Source organism: Achromobacter sp. SX5 (assembly GCF_056711425.1).
In genome coordinates this window covers 2,800,412-2,816,671 of record NZ_CM160041.1, presented here as the reverse complement: position 1 = coordinate 2,816,671, position 16,260 = coordinate 2,800,412, and the positions used below count along the sequence as shown (strand labels likewise).

The 16,260-nt window shown below is 69.8% G+C and carries 14 protein-coding genes; 6 read left to right on the top strand and 8 right to left on the bottom strand.

Going from position 1 to position 16,260, the window contains the following annotated elements; translation table 11 throughout:
* Window positions 1-5 precede the first annotated feature (5 nt).
* The gene (locus tag AC1M14_RS13315) at window positions 6-893 is read left to right on the top strand and encodes an SDR family oxidoreductase (protein WP_102771216.1); all 888 of its coding nucleotides are present in this window, start codon (window positions 6-8) and stop codon (window positions 891-893) included.
* Between the two features lie 18 nt (window positions 894-911).
* On the opposite strand, the gene AC1M14_RS13310 is transcribed toward AC1M14_RS13315, so the two are convergent.
* The 3 genes from AC1M14_RS13310 to AC1M14_RS13300 form a co-directional block, all read right to left on the bottom strand.
* Window positions 912-1,520, bottom strand: coding sequence for a DUF4142 domain-containing protein (locus AC1M14_RS13310; protein WP_247747696.1), 609 nt, complete (start codon window positions 1,518-1,520; stop codon window positions 912-914).
* Window positions 1,517-2,089, bottom strand: a complete 573-nt coding sequence (locus AC1M14_RS13305) for a hypothetical protein (protein ID WP_479731767.1) — start codon at window positions 2,087-2,089, stop codon at window positions 1,517-1,519. Before AC1M14_RS13305 ends, AC1M14_RS13310 begins: the two co-directional genes overlap by 4 nt.
* A gap of 70 nt (window positions 2,090-2,159) precedes the next feature.
* Entirely contained in the window at window positions 2,160-2,378 is a 219-nt protein-coding gene (locus tag AC1M14_RS13300) for a hypothetical protein (protein WP_102771218.1), read from the bottom strand.
* A gap of 125 nt (window positions 2,379-2,503) precedes the next feature.
* Between AC1M14_RS13300 and AC1M14_RS13295 the strand changes: the two genes are divergently transcribed.
* Window positions 2,504-2,884, top strand: coding sequence for a hypothetical protein (locus AC1M14_RS13295; RefSeq protein WP_111825110.1), 381 nt, complete (start codon window positions 2,504-2,506; stop codon window positions 2,882-2,884).
* Between the two features lie 4 nt (window positions 2,885-2,888).
* Here the strand turns inward: AC1M14_RS13295 and AC1M14_RS13290 are convergent, their stop codons facing one another.
* A complete protein-coding gene (locus AC1M14_RS13290; RefSeq protein WP_479731766.1) occupies window positions 2,889-4,265 on the bottom strand; it encodes a sigma-54-dependent transcriptional regulator in 1,377 nt (458 codons plus the stop codon).
* 265 nt (window positions 4,266-4,530) lie between these two features.
* Between AC1M14_RS13290 and AC1M14_RS13285 the strand changes: the two genes are divergently transcribed.
* Entirely contained in the window at window positions 4,531-5,445 is a 915-nt protein-coding gene (locus AC1M14_RS13285; protein ID WP_209165478.1) for a sigma-54-dependent transcriptional regulator, read from the top strand.
* Window positions 5,446-5,638: 193 nt separating this feature from the next.
* Complete coding sequence (locus AC1M14_RS13280) at window positions 5,639-7,036, top strand: RNA polymerase factor sigma-54 (RefSeq protein WP_247747697.1); 1,398 nt, start codon at window positions 5,639-5,641, stop codon at window positions 7,034-7,036.
* On the opposite strand, the gene AC1M14_RS13275 is transcribed toward AC1M14_RS13280, so the two are convergent.
* From AC1M14_RS13275 to AC1M14_RS13265, 3 genes are all read right to left on the bottom strand, one after another.
* The gene (locus AC1M14_RS13275) at window positions 7,033-10,023 is read right to left on the bottom strand and encodes a PAS domain-containing protein (protein ID WP_479731765.1); all 2,991 of its coding nucleotides are present in this window, start codon (window positions 10,021-10,023) and stop codon (window positions 7,033-7,035) included. The genes AC1M14_RS13280 and AC1M14_RS13275 overlap by 4 nt on opposite strands.
* Before the next feature lie 55 nt (window positions 10,024-10,078).
* Window positions 10,079-10,762, bottom strand: a complete 684-nt coding sequence (locus tag AC1M14_RS13270; protein ID WP_479731764.1) for a DUF2325 domain-containing protein — start codon at window positions 10,760-10,762, stop codon at window positions 10,079-10,081.
* Window positions 10,763-10,824: 62 nt separating this feature from the next.
* A complete protein-coding gene (locus tag AC1M14_RS13265) occupies window positions 10,825-12,078 on the bottom strand; it encodes an MFS transporter (RefSeq protein WP_479731763.1) in 1,254 nt (417 codons plus the stop codon).
* A gap of 127 nt (window positions 12,079-12,205) precedes the next feature.
* Here AC1M14_RS13265 and AC1M14_RS13260 point away from each other — a divergent pair, with 127 nt between their 5' ends.
* Together AC1M14_RS13260 and AC1M14_RS13255 are read left to right on the top strand one after the other, a co-directional pair.
* Entirely contained in the window at window positions 12,206-13,102 is an 897-nt protein-coding gene (locus AC1M14_RS13260; protein WP_102771226.1) for a LysR family transcriptional regulator, read from the top strand.
* A gap of 110 nt (window positions 13,103-13,212) precedes the next feature.
* Window positions 13,213-14,853: a mucoidy inhibitor MuiA family protein gene (locus AC1M14_RS13255; RefSeq protein WP_479731762.1), complete on the top strand. Its 1,641-nt coding sequence runs from the start codon at window positions 13,213-13,215 to the stop codon at window positions 14,851-14,853.
* On the opposite strand, the gene AC1M14_RS13250 is transcribed toward AC1M14_RS13255, so the two are convergent.
* On the bottom strand, window positions 14,854-16,164 hold the full coding sequence (locus AC1M14_RS13250) for a ferric reductase-like transmembrane domain-containing protein (RefSeq protein ID WP_209165408.1): 1,311 nt from the start codon (window positions 16,162-16,164) through the stop codon (window positions 14,854-14,856).
* Between the last annotated feature and the right edge of the window lie 96 nt (window positions 16,165-16,260).

The following is a 16,260-nucleotide window of genomic DNA, read 5'->3' as shown; positions in this document are numbered from 1 at the left end:
GACATATGAGCAAACCCACCCAGGACAACACCGGCGCGCGGCCGCACCCGACCCCACCCATGCCCGGCCAGCATCTGGACAAGCCCGGCGAAGAAGCGGACATGGCGCTCAAGCCGCAGTACCAAGCCCCTTCCTATCGCGGCAGCGGCAAGCTCGAAGGCATGGCCGCCATCGTCACCGGCGGCGATTCCGGCATCGGCCGCGCGGTCTGCGTGCTGTATGCGCGCGAAGGCGCCGACGTGGCCCTGGTCTACCTGAACGAACACGAAGACGCCGAAGCCACCTGCCGCGCAGTCCAGGAAGAAGGCAGGCGCTGCGTGCTGATCGCCGGCGACGTGCAGGACCCGGCCTTTTGCGAGAGCGCGGTGCAGCAGGCGGTGCAGGCCTTCGGCAGGCTGGACATCCTGGTGAACAACGCCGCCTACCAGCAGCACACCGATACGCTGCCGGAGATCGATAACGACAAATGGGACCGGACGCTGCGCACCAACATCACCGGTTATTTCTACATGGCGCGCTCCGCCCTGCCTCATCTGAAGGCCGGCGCCGCCATCATCAACACCGGCTCGGTGACGGGCCTGCGCGGCAGCGCTAGACTGCTGGACTATTCCACCACCAAGGGCGCGATCCACGCATTCACGCGCTCGCTGGCGGCCAACCTGGCCGGCCAGGGCATACGCGTGAACGCGGTGGCGCCGGGTCCGGTGTGGACGCCGCTGAACCCGGCCGACCAGAGTCCGCAGGCCATCCGGGAGTTCGGCAAGAACACGGATTTCGGACGCCCGGCGCAGCCCGAGGAAATCTCGCCCGCCTACGTGTTCCTGGCCTCGCCGGTCTGTTCCAGCTACATCACCGGCATCGTGCTGCCGATCACCGGCAGCGCCGGCGACTGAGGCCGGGCCGCCGCCCCATCATTTGGGCGGCGCGATCGAGGCCGGCGCGTCGCGCGAGGCGGGCGACACCGCCGGCGCCTCGCCCTTGACCGGCGGCTGGATCTTGTCGCCGTTGGCGGGCCGGCCCTGCTGCAACTCGCGGCTCATGGCCAGGTGCTGGGTCACCACCGGCAGCACGCGCGTGGCGAAATCGCGCACCTGCGGGTCCTCCGACTCGCGCGCAGCGGTCTCGTACAGGCGGTTGGCCATGACGTGCGCGTCCACCGCGGCCCGCTTGGCGTAGACCACGTCGAAGTCCGCCCCGCTGCGGTTGCGCAGTTGTTCCAGCGTGCTGCGGTCCGGCTCGGACGGCTGGTCGGGCAGCGTCACCTGCTTGCGCTGCGCCAGCGTCCTCAGTTCTTTGTCGATGGCGCGATGCTGCTCCAGCATCTGCGCCGCATAGGATTTGACCGCGCGGCTGTCGGCGCGCTGCTGCGCCAGCCTTGCGGCCTCGATCTCGAACATGCCCGAGCCCGCAGCCGCCTGCAGAAAGCGCGCGTCGGACTCGGGCAGGTCCTGCGCCTGCAACGGCCCCAGCGCGGCCAGCAGCAGCGCCGCGGCCCAGGCGCGCATCCGCGGCGTGCTCATGCCGCTCTCCGGGGCGGGGTCAGGGGATCGAAGTCCTCCCACTTCCCTTCCAGCCAGCGGCCCTGCGCTCTTTCGATGTCCTTGCCGCCGGCCTGCCGCAGCACGCTGCGCGCCAGCGCATCGCGGTCCGGCGCGACGTGCAGCGCCAGCATGACGCCGGCCGGCCTCAGGTCCGGGTGCTCGTCGGGCGCGGCCGGCACGCCGGCACGTGCGCGCCGGCCGCGGCCCACGACCCACAGCGCGCCGGCCAGCGCGCCCAGGTAGGCGCCCACGCCGGCCGCGGCGATCACGACCAGGATGGAGGCGGCCAGCCGCGCCGCCACCAGCCCGCCGGCCAGCGCGAACAGCAGGCCCAGCACGGAAGCGCCGGCCACGGCGCCGAAGTGCCCGCCCTTGGCGTCGGGGTCGGCGACGCGGTCTCCGCCTATGGGAAACCGCGCGTGCTCGCCCGCCGTGTTGATGTAGAACGTATGGATGTCGTCCTCGGTGAAGCCCTGGTCGAAGAGCTGACGGGCCGCCACGGCGGCCTCGTCGAAGGTGTCGAATCGGGCGGCGACGATCAAGGCCATGGGAAACCTCCGGTACGGGAATGGCTTGCGGCTAGCCCAGCAACCGCCATGCCCGCGCGCCGGCTCCCGCCTATTTGCCGCCGGGACGCTTGCCCGGGTATTGGCCGCCCTCTTCGAACTCCGGCCCCTTCTCGTTCGGTTTCTTGTCGGCCGGGCGCGCCGGATGCGCCGGCGGCTTGCCGAAGCCCGGCTTGTCCGCGCCCAGCTTGCCGCTGCGATGCGCGGCTTCGGTCTCGTCCTGCGGCGTATTGGCGCGCGCGCCGCCGTCGCGTTTACGTTCGGTATCCATGCCGATCCCTCTCTTGCTGCAACGCGAACGGGTCTGCAAGCCGCATGCCCGGCCCGCCGGGAACGCCGCTTGCGTGTCGACGCCCGGGTCCGCGCGTGGTCGGACCACAACCCGAGGAGTCAACCATGAAACTGTCCCTAGCCGTTCTTCCTGCCGTGGCCCTGGGCCTAAGCGCGCTCGCCTTCCAGGCGCCGGCGCAGCCCGCGTCGGGCGCCGCCGCCGTGCGCAGCGACGACCAGATCGACGATCAGTACAAACTCGACAAGAAGCGCTGCGACGCGATGAAGGGCAACCAGAAGGACATCTGCCAGCAGGAGGCGGAAGCCTCGCGCGACAAGGCCAAGGCCGAGGCCAAGGCCGGCAAGCAGAAGGCCGAAGCCAACCGCGATGCCGCCAAGACGCGCAACGACGCCGACTACAAGGTCGGCAAGGAGAAATGCGACGCCATGTCGGGCAACGCCAAGGATGCCTGTATCGCGGACCTGAAGGCCCGCTACGGCAAATAAGGCCTTAGCGCCGCGGCGGGCGGGCCCCGGGCTCGCCCGGCAGCACGTAGCCCGCCGCGGCGTATTCCTCGAGCCGGTTGTACAGGGTTTTGGGGCTGATGCCCAGCATCGCCGCCGTCTGCTTCTTGACGCCGTTGCAGCGCTCCAGCGTGGCCAGGATGAGCCGCCGGTCCACCTCGGCCAGCGTCTCGCCCACCGGCACGCTGACGCGCCCGCCCGCGGCCGAGGCGCCCGACGGAGACACCTGCGGCGCCAGCATGTCGGCCTCCAGCACATTGCTGTCGGCCATGATGAAGGCGCGGCGCACGAAGTTCTTCAGCTCGCGCACGTTGCCCGGCCATTCGTACTGCTGCAGCCGTTGCAGCGCGGCCGGGGAAAAATCCTTGCTGGTGCCGGACTCCTGGTTCTGCGTGGCGAGAAAGCGCCGCGCCAGCAGCAGGATGTCGTCGCCGCGCTCGCGCAGCGGCGGCAGCTCCACCGGGAACACGCTGAGCCGGTAATACAGATCCTCGCGCAGCTTGCCGTCGCGCACCGCCTGTTCGGGGTTGCGGTTGGTGGCGGCCACGATGCGGATGTCGCAGGCGATTTCGCGGTTGGTGCCCACGCGCATGAACTGGCCCGTCTCCAGCACGCGCAGCAGCTTGACCTGCAGGTCCAGCGGCATCTCGGTCACTTCGTCCAGGAACAGCGTGCCGCCGTCGGCGCGCTCGAAGTAGCCCTTGTGCTGGCGGTCGGCGCCGGTGAAGCTGCCGCGTTCGTGGCCGAACATTTCGCTTTCGATCAGGTTGGGCGAAATCGCGCCGCAATTGACCGCGATGAAGGGCCGCTGCCGGCGCGGGCTGAGTTCATGGATGGCGTGGGCCGCCAGTTCCTTGCCGGTGCCGCTTTCGCCGATGACCAGGGTGGTGACGTTGGTGGGCGCCACGCGTCCCAGCTGGCGGTACAGGTCCCGCATCCGTTCGGAAGCGCCGTACATCTTGCCGAAACGTCCCGGCTCCTCGAACGGCTGGCCGGCCAGGTCGCCGCCCGCGCCCGCGGCGATGCGCGTGAGGATATCGTTCAGCCGCTCCATGCAGATGGGCTTGACCAGGTAGTCGGTGGCGCCCAGCCGCAGCGCCTGCACGGCGTTGTCCACCGTGCCGTGGCCGGTCATCACCACGACCTCGGCGCTGGCCGCGGCCGCGTTCTTGAAGATGTCCATGCCGCTGCCCTCGGGCAGGCGGACGTCGGTCAGGACCAGATCGGGCGCCTGCCGTTCGAGTTGGATCATCGCATCCTTGATGCTCGCGGCCAGCGCCACCGAAAAGCCGCTGTCCCGGCCTATTTCGGCCAGCGTTTCGCGTATCGCGGCGTCGTCGTCGACGATCAGCAAATGGGGCATTCCCTGCTCCTTGTTGAGCCACGGTTCAGCATAGCGGCTGGCGTCGCGCGATGGGTAAATATTGGATACTTTCCATCAACGTTTTCGAATACTTGCAACTGGTCGCATACGCCGCCGCGGCCGCCCTCTACGATGCAATCTGGACAACGGCCCGCGCCCGGGCCAAGGAATCCGCATGGCCAATCGCACTGTCAATGCCGCCGCGCGCGATGCCGCCGCCGCCTCCCCTTCGGCGCTGATGGACGCCGACGGCCTTTCGCCGGCGATGCAGAAACTGGCCTCCCAGCTCCGGCTGGCGGCCGCCACCGACGCCAGCGTCTTCATCGTGGGAGAAAGCGGCACCGGCAAGGAAATCGTCGCGCGCGCCATCCATGAAACCAGCGACCGCCGCGACCAGCCGTTCGTGGCCGTCAATTGCGGCGCCATCAGCGGCACGCTGGCGCACGCCGAATTGTTCGGCCACGAAAAAGGCAGCTTCACCGGCGCGGTGGCGCAGAACGCCGGCTATTTCGAGTACGCCAGCGGCGGCACGCTGTTCCTGGACGAAGTGACCGAAATGCCGCCCGATATGCAGGTGCATTTCCTGCGGGTGCTGGAATCGGGCACGTACCAGCGTGTCGGCGGGGCCGACCTGCTGCGCGCCAACGTGCGCGTCATCTGCGCCAGCAACCGCGACCCGCAGGCCGCCGTGGCCGAAGGCCGGCTGCGGCAGGATTTTCTGCACCGGCTGCTGGTGGTGCCGCTGCGCGTGCCTCCCTTGCGCGAGCGCGGCGACGACGCGCGGATACTGGCCCAGCGCTTCCTGGACGCGCTGAACCGCGAGCACGGCACGCAAAAAACCTTCTCCCGCGCCATGCAGGATGCGATTGCGCAGCACGATTGGCCGGGCAATGTGCGCGAGCTGCGCAACACGGTGCAGCGCGCCTATATCCTGGCCGACGCCGAACTCGACGCCAGCGCCCTGGCGCGGGCGCGCGACGTGCCTCGCGGCGAGCTGCGCGACGGCACGCTATGTCTGCCCGTCGGCATGCCGCTGGAACGCGCCCAGCGCGAGTACATCCTGGCCACGCTGGCCCACCACGAGGGCGACAAGCGGCTGGCGGCGCAGACACTGGGCATCAGCCTCAAGACCCTTTACAACCGGCTCGACGCCTACGGCCTGGACGTAGGCGAAAGCTGAACCGGCCGGCTGGGCAATTCTTACCGCGGCTTTGTAATACCGGCCCTGCGCGGCGCGTGCGGGCCGCCTGCCCGCCCGCCGCCGCGGCTGGCACGGAATTTGCATGTATACCAGGGTGCGCTGCCGTCCGGCGGCCCTCATCCTGGAGTCTCGATTGGGCTACCCTACGCAAGAATTGCGCCTGCGCCAGCAAATGACTCTGGCGCCCCGCCTGCAGCAATCGGTCAAGCTGCTGCAGATGACAGCCTTGGAATTCACCACCGCGGTGGAACACGCGCTGGCCACCAACCCGTTCCTGGAAAATCCCGAGGACGAACAGGACGGCGCGCCGGCGCCTGCCCCGCAGGCGCACGCCGCCCACGAAGCCCCTGCGCCCGAAGCGCCGGCGCCGGCTTCCGACGCCGACCAGCCGCCGCCCGATGCTCCTTCCTATTCGGGAGACTATCCCACCCGCGCCGCCGGCGACGGCTCGATCGACCAGGCCCAATGGGTCTGCGCCACGCCGTCCATGCACCAGCGCCTGTCGCAGGAACTGGGCAACTACCACCTGAAGCCGCGCGACCGCCTGCTGGCGGAGTTCATCATCGACGCGCTGGACGACGACGGCTATCTGCGCACCTCCCTGTGCGAGCTTTGCGGCAATTCCCAGGGCGAGTTCGATCCGCCGCCCGAAGAGACCGAATGGATGATGGCGCTGCGCCTGGTCCAGCAGCTCGACGCGCCCGGCCTGGCGGCGCGCGATCTGTCCGAATGCCTGATGCTGCAGCTGGCCGCCGACACCGAGGCCGCGCCGGAGACGCTTGCGCTGGCCCGCGACATCGTGCTGCGGCATCTGCCGCGCCTGGCCAAGAACGACAGCGCCGGCCTGCGGCGCGCCCTGGGCTGCACCGAGGACGCGCTGCGCCAGGCCTGCGCGCTGATCCGCAGCCTGGACCCCAAGCCCGGCGCGCGCTACAGCGCCGAGGCGCCGGCCTATGTGATTCCGGACGTGTTCGTGGACAAATGGCAGGCGCGCTGGCGCGTGCTGCCCAACCGCAACGCCATGCCCCAGGCCCGGCTGCACCGCACCTACGCCGACCTGTTCCGGCGCGCCCGCCTCGACGACCGTAGCCCCATGGCCCAGGAACTGCAGGAGGCCCGCTGGCTGGTGCGCAACGTCGAGCAGCGCTACACCACCATCCAGCGCGTGGCCGAGGCCATCGTCAAGCGCCAGCAGACCTTTTTCGAGTACGGCGACGTGGCCCTGCGCCCGCTGATGCTGCGCGAAGTGGCCGACGACCTGGACATGCACGAGTCCACGGTATCGCGCGCCACCGTGGGCAAATACATGGTGACGCCGCGCGGCGTGTTCGAGTTCCGCCACTTCTTCTCCCGCGAGCTGGCCACCGAATCGGGCGGCTCCTGCTCGGCGGCCGCGGTGCGCGCCCTGATCAAGGAAATGGTCGAGGCCGAGGACCCGGCCATGCCGCTGTCGGACGTGGCGCTGACCCAGCAACTGGCCGCCAACGGCATCCTGCTGGCGCGCCGCACGGTATCGAAGTACCGAGGCCAGTTGCGCGTGCCGCCGGCCGAGCTGCGGCGCCAGCATTAGGCGCCGGGCGCTCCCGCGGTCTGGAGCATGCGCTGCACACGTTCGCCCAGCGTGGCCAGCGAGAACGGCTTGACGATCAGTTCGATGCCGCGCTCCAGCAGGTCGCCGTTGCGTCCGGCCTTGCCGGCGTAGCCGGTCATCAGCAGCACCTTCAGGTCGGGATAGGCCGCCCGCGCCGCGTCGGCCAGCTGCCGTCCGTTCAGCCCCGGCAGGCCCACGTCGGTCACCAGCAGGTCGATGTCGCGCGTGGACAGCACCAGTTCCAGGCCGGCCTCGCCGTCGACCGCGGTATGCACCTGCAGGCCCTGCTCCACCAGGCATTCGTGCACCATGTCGCGCACGTTGGCGTCGTCCTCCACTACGACCACCACCGCCTTGCACTTCAGCGGCGGCGCCGGCTCCGCGGGCGCCGCGCGCCGCGGTGCGCATTCCTCCGCGCCTTCATGGCGCGGCAGCAGCAGCCGCACCGTGGTGCCCTGGCCCAGCGCGCTTTGCAGCGTCGCCGCGCCGCCGGCCTGCCGGGCGAAGCCGTAGATCATCGACAGGCCCAGCCCGGTGCCCTCTCCCTGTGGCTTGGTGGTGTAGAACGGATCGAAGGCGTGCGACAGCACTTCCGGCGTCATGCCGCAGCCCTCGTCGGAGACCGACACTTCCACGAACGGCCCCGGCTGCACTTCCAGCGCCTGCCGCAGCGACGGTTCGTCGCCCCGCAGGTTGCGCGCGGCCACCGTCAGTACGCCGCCTTGCGGCATGGCGTCGCGCGCGTTGATGACCAGGTTCAGCATGGCGTTCTCGAACTGGTTCTTGTCGCAGCACACGGTCCACAGGCCGGGCTCCACGTCGAAGGTGAGCCGTACCCGTTCGCCCGTGTAGCGGCGGAACAGATCGGCCATGGACTGCAGCGCCGACGCCACGCTGAACGGCTTGGGGTCTATCGGCTGGCGGCGCGAAAACGTCAGCAGGCGCTGGGTCAGATGGGCCGCGCGATTGGCAGAATCCATCGCCACCGCGACGAAGCGCAGCGCCTGTTCCGGCGTGCCCGCGCCGAGCTTGCGCTCGATCAGGTACAGGGCGCCGCTGATGCCTTGCAGCATGTTGTTGAAATCGTGGGCGATGCCGCCGGTCAGGCGGCCCACCGCCTCCATCTTCTGCGATTGGCGCAAGGCGGTCTCGGCTTCGCGCAGGGCCTCGGCCTGCAGCTTCAGGTCGGTGTCGTCGCGGCCCGCCATGTACAGGCTGTCGTTCGACCAGGACATGCTCCACGTGATCCAGCAATGGCCGCCGTCGCGCTTGAGCACGCGGTTCTCCAGGTGCCGCACGGTCTGCGCCGGCTCGCCGTCGGCCGGCCGGACCCAGGCCGCCAGCGTGGCCGCCAGGTCCTCGGCATGGATCAGCTCAGGCAGGCTCATGGACAGAAACTGCTCCGCGCTCCAGCCGAGGATCGTGCGCACCGCCGGGTTGACGCTGACGAAGCGGCCCTGCCGGTCGACCACCGCCAGCAGTTCCGGCGACAGCCGCCAGATGCGGTCGCGCTCGGCGATCGCGTCTTCCACGCGCTGTTCCAGCACGCGCGCGTACTGCGAACGCTCGACCGCGCCGCACATGCGCTCGACCACTTCTTCGATGAACGCGATGTCGGCGTGGCGCAGCCGGCTGCCGGCCTGCGGGCGCGCCAGCAGCGCCGCGTCCGACCGGCCCCAGCGGCGGGTCGGCACCACGATGGCCCACGGCCGGATATCGCCCTGGACCTGCGCCAGCAGAGGCTGCAAGTAGGTGGTGCGCCCGTGCTCCAGCGCGGCGTAGTATTCCTCGCCCAGGCGGTCCAGTTGCAGCGGCTCCAGGTTTTCGCTGTCCGCCGCCGAGCGCCAGCAGGCCGACAGCGCGGGCGGCGCCTCGCCGCCAGCCCCGTCCAGCACCGCGACCAGCCCCAGCGCCAGGTGCTGGCCCAGGCTTTCGCAGGCCGCCTGTTCGATGGCGGACTGCAGATGCAGTTCGCGCATGCGGTCGCCCAGCGCCAGCAGCAGGTTCTTGCGGTGCTGCCCTTCCCACAGCTCGCTTTCGGCCGCCTTGCGCGCCGTGACGTCCAGAAACAGCGCCATGATGCGGTCCGCTTCCACCTTGCGCACGCGCGCCTCGTACCAGGCCTGCCGGGGTGCGGGCACGGCGAACTCGAACTGCGCCGGTTCGCCGGTTTCCACCACCCGCGCGAAGGTGTCCATGATCTGGCCGGGCACGCCCGGGATCATCTCGCGCAGGGTGTGGCCCAGCGTGTCGCCTTCCTGCATGCCGCTCTGGCGCTCGAAAGCCGGGTTGACCTCCAGGAAGCGGAAGTCGACGATGCGCCCGTTCTCGTCGCGCAGGGCTTCGCTGAGGAAGAAGGCCTCCTGCATGCCTTCGAACATGGCGCGCCAGCGCTGGCCGCTGCGGCGCAGCGCGGATTCGGTCAGGTGGCGTTCGATGGCCAGCGCGGCGCTGCGCGTCACCAGCGCGATGGCGTCGATATCGTGCGCCGACGGCGCGCGCGGCGTGCCGTAGTAATTGGAGAACACTCCCAGCAGCCGGCCGTCGGGCGCCTTGATCGGAGTGGACCAGCAGGCGCGCAGCCCGTTGGCCAGCGCCAGGTCGCGCCAGCGCGCCCAGATCGGGCTTGTGGCGATGTCCTCGACATAGACCGGGCAGCCGGAGTGCGCGGCCGCGCCCCACGACGCCATGTCCGGGCCGATGGCCGCGCCGTCGACCGCGGCGTTGAACGCGGGCGGCAGGCTGGGCGCCGCGCCTTGCCGCAGGCAGCCCGCGGCTTCGTCGAACATCGCGATGGAAGTCCGCAGCTCCACGCTGGATTGCGCCTCGATGGCGTGCAGCACGTGCTCCAGCACCTGCGCCAGCGGCACGCCGGCGGCGATGCGTTCGAGCATGATGCGCTCATCCTCCAGACGGGCCAGGGTGTCCGTCCAGGGCAGCGCGACGCGGTCTCGCTTGGTCAGCATTTAGGCTCCCCCACCACCAAGACTGTATTGCGGGGGACGCCGGGCTGCCGAAACGCTAGGTAACTCGACGCAACGGTTCCCTGTCCAGCCGCAGCGCGCTCAAGGCTTCCGGCTTGTCGACCAGCACGCACTGCTTGCCCGTGCGGGTGCAATGGTTCTTCACGCGCCAGTAAGCGCCGTGGCTGACGCAGCCGGTCTGGCAGATGACCAGATCGGCCTGCACCAGGCTGGCTTCCAGCGCTTCGGCGCTGTGCGCGTCGCCGCTATGGCCCAGGTAGCGTCCGCCGGCCGTCTCCACCACCTTGCGCGTGAGCGCCAGGGCCACGGCGTCGGCGCCCACGCACAGCACGGACTTGCGCCGCAACGCCATCGCCGCCGGCATGCCGGCGGCGTCGGGCGGCCGCGCGCCGCCGCATTGGCTCTGCCAGGCCAGCCGTTCGCGCGACAGCGTGCGGATGCGTTCGATCAGCTGGGTCACGGTGCGCGCCAGCGCCGCGCGCCTGGGCAGCCCGGGCGCCGATAGCTCCAGCGCCTCGCGGTCCTGGCGCGCCCAGGCCAGCGCCGTATCGCGCACGATGACGGCGGCGCGCAGCCGCATGGTTTCGGCTTCGAGGTGGAGTATGCGCGCCGCCTGCGCGGTCAACAGGCGGCTGCAATGGGATTGGGCCTGGCCGTAGGCGGCCAACAGCGCGGCGTGTTCGCGCCGCAGGGTCTGGCAATCGGAGATGGAATCAGGCATCGCGGCTCTCGGATCGGAATGCATCAAGCCACGAGTTTAAATGAGAATTAATCGCTTTTGTGCTATGCCTGCTGCAAGGCGGCCGCTCGAGCAGCGCGCCGGTACAGGCCGGCGCTGATCGCCAGCGCCAGCGCCAGCAGCCCGCCGGTCATCGCCGCCACCCCGCCCCAGGCGCCGTCGGCCCAGAAGTGTCCGCCCAGGGAGCCCAGCACGCTGGAGCCCACGTAGTACACCAGCAGGTACAGCGCCGCCGCCAGCGCCTTGTAGCCCCGGGCCATCTGCCCTACCCAGCCGCTGGCCACCGCGTGGGCGGCGAAAAAGCCGAATGTGAACACCACGATGCCGGCGATCAGCACGGGCAGCGAGTCCGACAGCGTCAACAGCAGCCCGGCCAGGGCCAGGCCGGTGGCCGCGCACAGCATGAGGCCGCGGCCGTGGCGGTCGGCCAGCCGGCCGCAATAGGTGGAGGCGAAGATGCCCACCAGGTAGACCACGAAGATCGAGCCGATGAAGGTCTGGCTCAGCGAAAACGGCGGCTGCAGCAGCCGGAAGCCGACATAGTTGTAGACGGTGACGAAGGCGCCCATCAGCAGGCCGCCCAGCGCGAACAGCGCGCACAACGGGCCGTTCCGGAGGTGGGCGCCCACGCCGGCACGCACGTCGGCCCAGACGCCGCCCCAGCCGCGCCCGCGCTGCGCGCTGAAGCGGCGTGAAGCCGGCAGCAGCCAGGCGAACAGCAGCGCGGCCGCCATGCCCAGCACGCCCAGCGTGCCCAGCGCCGCGCGCCAGCCGAAATGGTCGGCCACCAGCCCGGTGATGACCCGGCCCGACAGCCCGCCGAAGGCGCTGCCGCTGATATACAGCCCCATCGCCAGGCCCAGCGTCTCCGGTTCGACTTCTTCGGCCAGATAGGCCATCGCGACCGCCGGCACCCCGCCCATCGCCACGCCCTGCAGCGCGCGCAGCGCCAGCAGGCTGTGCCAGTCCGGCGCCACCGCCGCGACCGTGCCCAGCAGCGCCGAGGCCGCCAGCGACAGCGTCATGACGCGCTTGCGCGGCAGCGACTGCGAAAACAGGCCCACCAGGAAAATGGCCGCGGCCAGCAGTCCCGTGCACAGCGACAGCACCAGGCTGCTTTGCGCCGGCGACACGCCGAATTCGTGGGTGAACAGCGGCATCAGCGGCTGCACGCAATACAAGAGCGAAAACGTGGAGAACCCGGCGGCGAACAAGGCCCACTGGGCGCGGTGCAGGCTGGGCGTTCCGCGGACGAGGTAATCGGAAGGTGCGGCGGGAGAAGGTATGGCGGCGGACATCTGGGTTCTCGAAAAACATCGGGCCGGAAGGACCGGCGCGCCCATTCAAGATAGACTTTTCCCTTGCATACGTCCAATATATGAAACTGCTACCCACCATATTTAATAACGATAGAACCGCGCCATCATGGAGTTGCGCCACCTGCGTTACTTCACCGCCGTCGCCGAAGAGCTGCATTTCACCCGCGCGGCCGCCAGGCTGGGCATCGGCCAGCCGCCGCTGAGCCAGCAGATCCAGCAGCTGGAACGCGAGATCGGCACCCCGCTGTTCCTGCGCCTGCCGCGCGGGATCGCGCTGACCGAGGCCGGCGCCCAGTTCCTGGAAGACGCGCGCGCCATCCTGGCCGGCGCCGACCGGGCCGTGGACACGGCGCGCCGGCTGGGCCGCGGCGAGCGCGGCGCGATCACCGTGGGCTTCACCGCCTCGGCCGTGTTCCATCCCTACCTGCCGCGCGCCATCCGCGCCTACCGCGACCGCTATCCCGGCGTGCGCATCACGCTGACCGAAAGCACCAGCGTGTCGCTGCTGCGCAGCCTGCGCGCCGGCGAGGTCGACGTGGCCTTCGTGCGCCCTCCCTATGTCGCCGACCCGGAGTTCGAGTCCGAGCGCGTGCTCAACGAGCCCATGCTGGTCGCCCTGCCGCCGGACCACAGGCTCGTGCGCAAGCGCGCCATCCCCATGGCCGCGCTGGCCGACGAGGACTTCGTGCTGTATCCGCGGCCCATCGGCGCAAGCCTGTACGACGCCATCCAGTCGGCCTGCCAGCGCGCGGGCTTCACGCCGCGCGTGATCCAGGAAGCTCCGCAGATGGCCTCCATCGTCAGTCTGGTCGCGGCCGGGGTCGGCATCTCGGTGGTGCCGGCGGCCATGCGCCACATGGGCGCGCAAGGCATCGAATACCGTCCGATCAAGGGCGACGCGCCGCACGCGCTGCTGGACATGGCCTACCGCCGCCACGACCGCTCCGCCGCGGCGTCCAACGCGGTCGAACTGCTGCGCGAGCTGGCGCACCCCGATTCCTGAAGTGCTTTGACACCTTCTGTAAAACCGGCGCCAGAGGGGCAATGTAAATTGTCGCGCTCGCCGGGTCCGCGGCCCGGCGCCGCTTCGAACTTCCATATAAAGGTGATCCCGTGCGACGTACTCTTCTGGCCCTGGCCATTGCGACGATTCCCGGCCTGGGCGCGGCCGCCGGGCTGCCCTCTTCCATCGGCGCCGTGACGGTCTACCAGGACCGCGCGGTCGTGACACGCAGCGCCAGCAGCGCCGAGCTGCCCGCCGGCGAGCACGAACTGGTGCTGGAAAAGCTGCCCGCATCCCTGCAGGAAAACTCGGTCCAGGTTTCCGCCAACAGCACCGGCCAGGCCACGTTGCTGGACGTGAAGGTCAGCGACGCCTTCCAGGCCGACGCCGCCAACGCCCGCGTCAGGCAGCTCGAAGACCAGTTGCGCGAACTGGAAGGCCGGCATGGCGCGCTTGAGGACGAGGCCGCGGTGCAGGACAACCAGCGCGAGCTGGTGCTGATGATGCAGCGCGGCGCCACCGAGCCGGGCAAGGACGGCGCGCGTCCGACGCTGGAAGAATTGAAGGCCATCCAGTCGCTCAGCGCGGACTCGCTTGCCCGTACGCTGGCCGCGCTGCGCCAGGTGGGCGAGCGCAAGGCGGGGCTGGAGCGCGACATCGAAGCCTTGCGCAACCAGCTGGCCCGGCTGCAGGACACGCAGGCCCGGCGCAGCAAGACCGTCACGCTGCGCGTGAACCTGGCGCGCGCCGGCAAGGTCGACCTGAACCTGACCTACGCCGTGGGCGGCGCCCACTGGACGCCGGCCTACGACGCGCGCCTGCGCCTGGCCGAGCGCAGCGTGGACCTGGGATATTTCGGCGTGATCCGCCAGAACACCGGCGAGGACTGGAACAACGTCAAGCTCACCCTGTCCACCGCGCGCCCCTCGCTGGGCGGCGGCGCGCCGGCGCTGCAGCCCTGGATCGTCGACGTGGCCGCCCCGCCGCCTCCGCCCGCGCCCACGGCCCGCAAGCAGGCCGAGATCGCGGCCGAGAGCCGCGCGCGCAGCGGCGCGCCGATGGAGGACGCCGCCTACACCCTGGCCAGGCCCGCGCCCCGGCCCGTGGAGGTCGTCACCGCGCAGGTGCAGAACGAAGCCACCAGCGCCTCGTTCCAGATCAAGAACCCCGCCACGCTGCCTTCGGACAACACCACCCAGCGCGTGGCCATCGCCGCCGCCAAGCTGCCGGCCACACTGCAATACCAGTCCACCCCCGCGCTGCGCGAAACCGCCTACTTGACCGCGCAGGCCAGCAACGACACCGCCTTCCCGTTCCTGGCCGGGCCGCTCAATACCTACCTGGACGACGCTTTCGTGGCCGCCGGCCGGCTCAAGGCGGTGATGCCGGGCGAGAAGATGGACCTGGCGCTGGGCGCCGACGACGGCGTCTCGATCAAGCGCGAACTGGTCAACCGCTATACCGAGAGCACCGGCTTTTCGGGCAGCGGCCAGCGCGTGACCTACGAATACAAGTTCACGGTCAAGAACAACAAGGCCACCAAGGAGCGCATCAGCTTCAAGGACCGCCTGCCGGTCTCGCGCAACGAGAAGATCACGGTCAAGCTGCTGTCGCCGGCCGAGCGCGACATCAAGCGCGAAGCCGACGGCCGGATCGCCTGGGACTGGGAACTCGAACCGGGCAAGACGCGCGAAACCGTGTTCAAGTTCTCGGTCGACTACCCGGCCGACGTCGAGGTGTCCGGCCTCTGATCAGCGCATCTGGAAGGCTTCCTGGTGGAAGAGCTCGCCTACCGGCATGCCGCGGCGATGCAGCCCGTCCTTGAGCGCGTCGGCGAACCCGATCGGACCGCAGAACCACACGCTGGGCCAGGGCATGCCCGGCTTGTGGTCCGCGGCCAGCTCGGCCGCGCTGAGCGGCCGTTCGGTATCGCTGTAGCGGATCTTCAGCGTCACGTTGGGAACGTGCGCGCACAGCGTCTTCAGCCGTTCGGCGAACGGCGCCTCGTCGGCGTTGCGCACGCAGTAATACAGCGTGGCGTTCGGCGCGCGGGCCGGCTCGGCCTGCAGCGACTCCAGCCATGAGATGAACGGCGTGACGCCGATGCCGGCAGCCACCCAGATCTGCGGGCGGCCATCGTCGCGCTCGAAATCGAAGCAGCCGTAAGGCCCCTCTATGGTCACGGCCTGGCCCACCTTCAGGCTTTTCTGCAGCCGCCGCGTGTAGTCGCCCAGCGCCTTGATCGAGAACTCCACGCGGCCCGTGCCGTCGTCGGCGCCCGACACCGTGAACGGATGCGCGCCTTCGCGCCGGTCCGCCGTCAGGAAGGCGAACTGCCCGGCGCGGTGATGCCAGTCGCCCTCCACCCTGCAGGTCAGCGACAGGATGTCGTCGGACAGCGCGTCGATGGCCAGCACCTGGCCCTTGTAGCGCCGCGAACGGCCGATCAGCCCGGCCAGCGCCATCAGCGCGCACACGCCGCCCACCGCCGTACAGGCGGCCAGCACCCAGCCGACCGGCTGGCTCCACCATGCCGCCGGCGCCAGCACCACGCCATGGAACGCCACCACCAGGAAAATCACGGCCGAGATCCGGTGCACCTGCCGCCAGATGTGATACGGGAAGCGGCGCCACAGCGTCAGCAGCACCAGCGCCACCAGTATCCACACCGCCCATTCGCCGATGTCCTTGGCCGAGCCGCGGAACATGTCCAGCAAGGCGGCCGTGCGCGGCGTCTTGGGTACGGGATCGAACATGGCCAGCAGCACCGGCTTGCCCACCTTGATGAGGTAGTGGGCCGCGGCCAGCGCCGTGGCCAGGATGCCGCTCCATTTGTGCAGCCGGTACATCTTGTCCAGCCCGCCCAGCCGCGTCTCCAGCCACATCGGCCGCACCGCCAGCAGCATGATCAGCGTCATCACCGCGTAAGCGGAAAGCCCGGTCAGCAGGATCAGCTGATCGCGCACGATCCAGACATTGAGTTCGGCGAGGGGCAGCGCGCTATAGGCACCGGCCCACGCCAGCAAACAGACCAGCAGCACCGCAGCAAGGATGCGTCGCATCGTTCCATCGCTCCATTTGAAGGTCCGGGCGCCCGCCGACCGGCAAGGCGTCCCTATATCAATGGTAGCGCGGCGCGGCCGCCTGCCCGCCGGCCC

Bases quoted from the DNA above. Each gene is read 5' to 3' on its own strand.
- AC1M14_RS13315 (WP_102771216.1), top strand. From the start codon at position 6: ATGAGCAAACCCACCCAGGACAACACCGGCGCGCGGCCGCACCCGACC.
- AC1M14_RS13310 (WP_247747696.1), bottom strand. From the start codon at position 1,520: ATGAGCACGCCGCGGATGCGCGCCTGGGCCGCGGCGCTGCTGCTGGCC.
- AC1M14_RS13305 (WP_479731767.1), bottom strand. From the start codon at position 2,089: ATGGCCTTGATCGTCGCCGCCCGATTCGACACCTTCGACGAGGCCGCC.
- AC1M14_RS13300 (WP_102771218.1), bottom strand. From the start codon at position 2,378: ATGGATACCGAACGTAAACGCGACGGCGGCGCGCGCGCCAATACGCCG.
- AC1M14_RS13295 (WP_111825110.1), top strand. From the start codon at position 2,504: ATGAAACTGTCCCTAGCCGTTCTTCCTGCCGTGGCCCTGGGCCTAAGC.
- AC1M14_RS13290 (WP_479731766.1), bottom strand. From the start codon at position 4,265: ATGCCCCATTTGCTGATCGTCGACGACGACGCCGCGATACGCGAAACG.
- AC1M14_RS13285 (WP_209165478.1), top strand. From the start codon at position 4,531: ATGCAGAAACTGGCCTCCCAGCTCCGGCTGGCGGCCGCCACCGACGCC.
- AC1M14_RS13280 (WP_247747697.1), top strand. From the start codon at position 5,639: ATGACTCTGGCGCCCCGCCTGCAGCAATCGGTCAAGCTGCTGCAGATG.
- AC1M14_RS13275 (WP_479731765.1), bottom strand. From the start codon at position 10,023: ATGCTGACCAAGCGAGACCGCGTCGCGCTGCCCTGGACGGACACCCTG.
- AC1M14_RS13270 (WP_479731764.1), bottom strand. From the start codon at position 10,762: ATGCCTGATTCCATCTCCGATTGCCAGACCCTGCGGCGCGAACACGCC.
- AC1M14_RS13265 (WP_479731763.1), bottom strand. From the start codon at position 12,078: ATGTCCGCCGCCATACCTTCTCCCGCCGCACCTTCCGATTACCTCGTC.
- AC1M14_RS13260 (WP_102771226.1), top strand. From the start codon at position 12,206: ATGGAGTTGCGCCACCTGCGTTACTTCACCGCCGTCGCCGAAGAGCTG.
- AC1M14_RS13250 (WP_209165408.1), bottom strand. From the start codon at position 16,164: ATGCGACGCATCCTTGCTGCGGTGCTGCTGGTCTGTTTGCTGGCGTGG.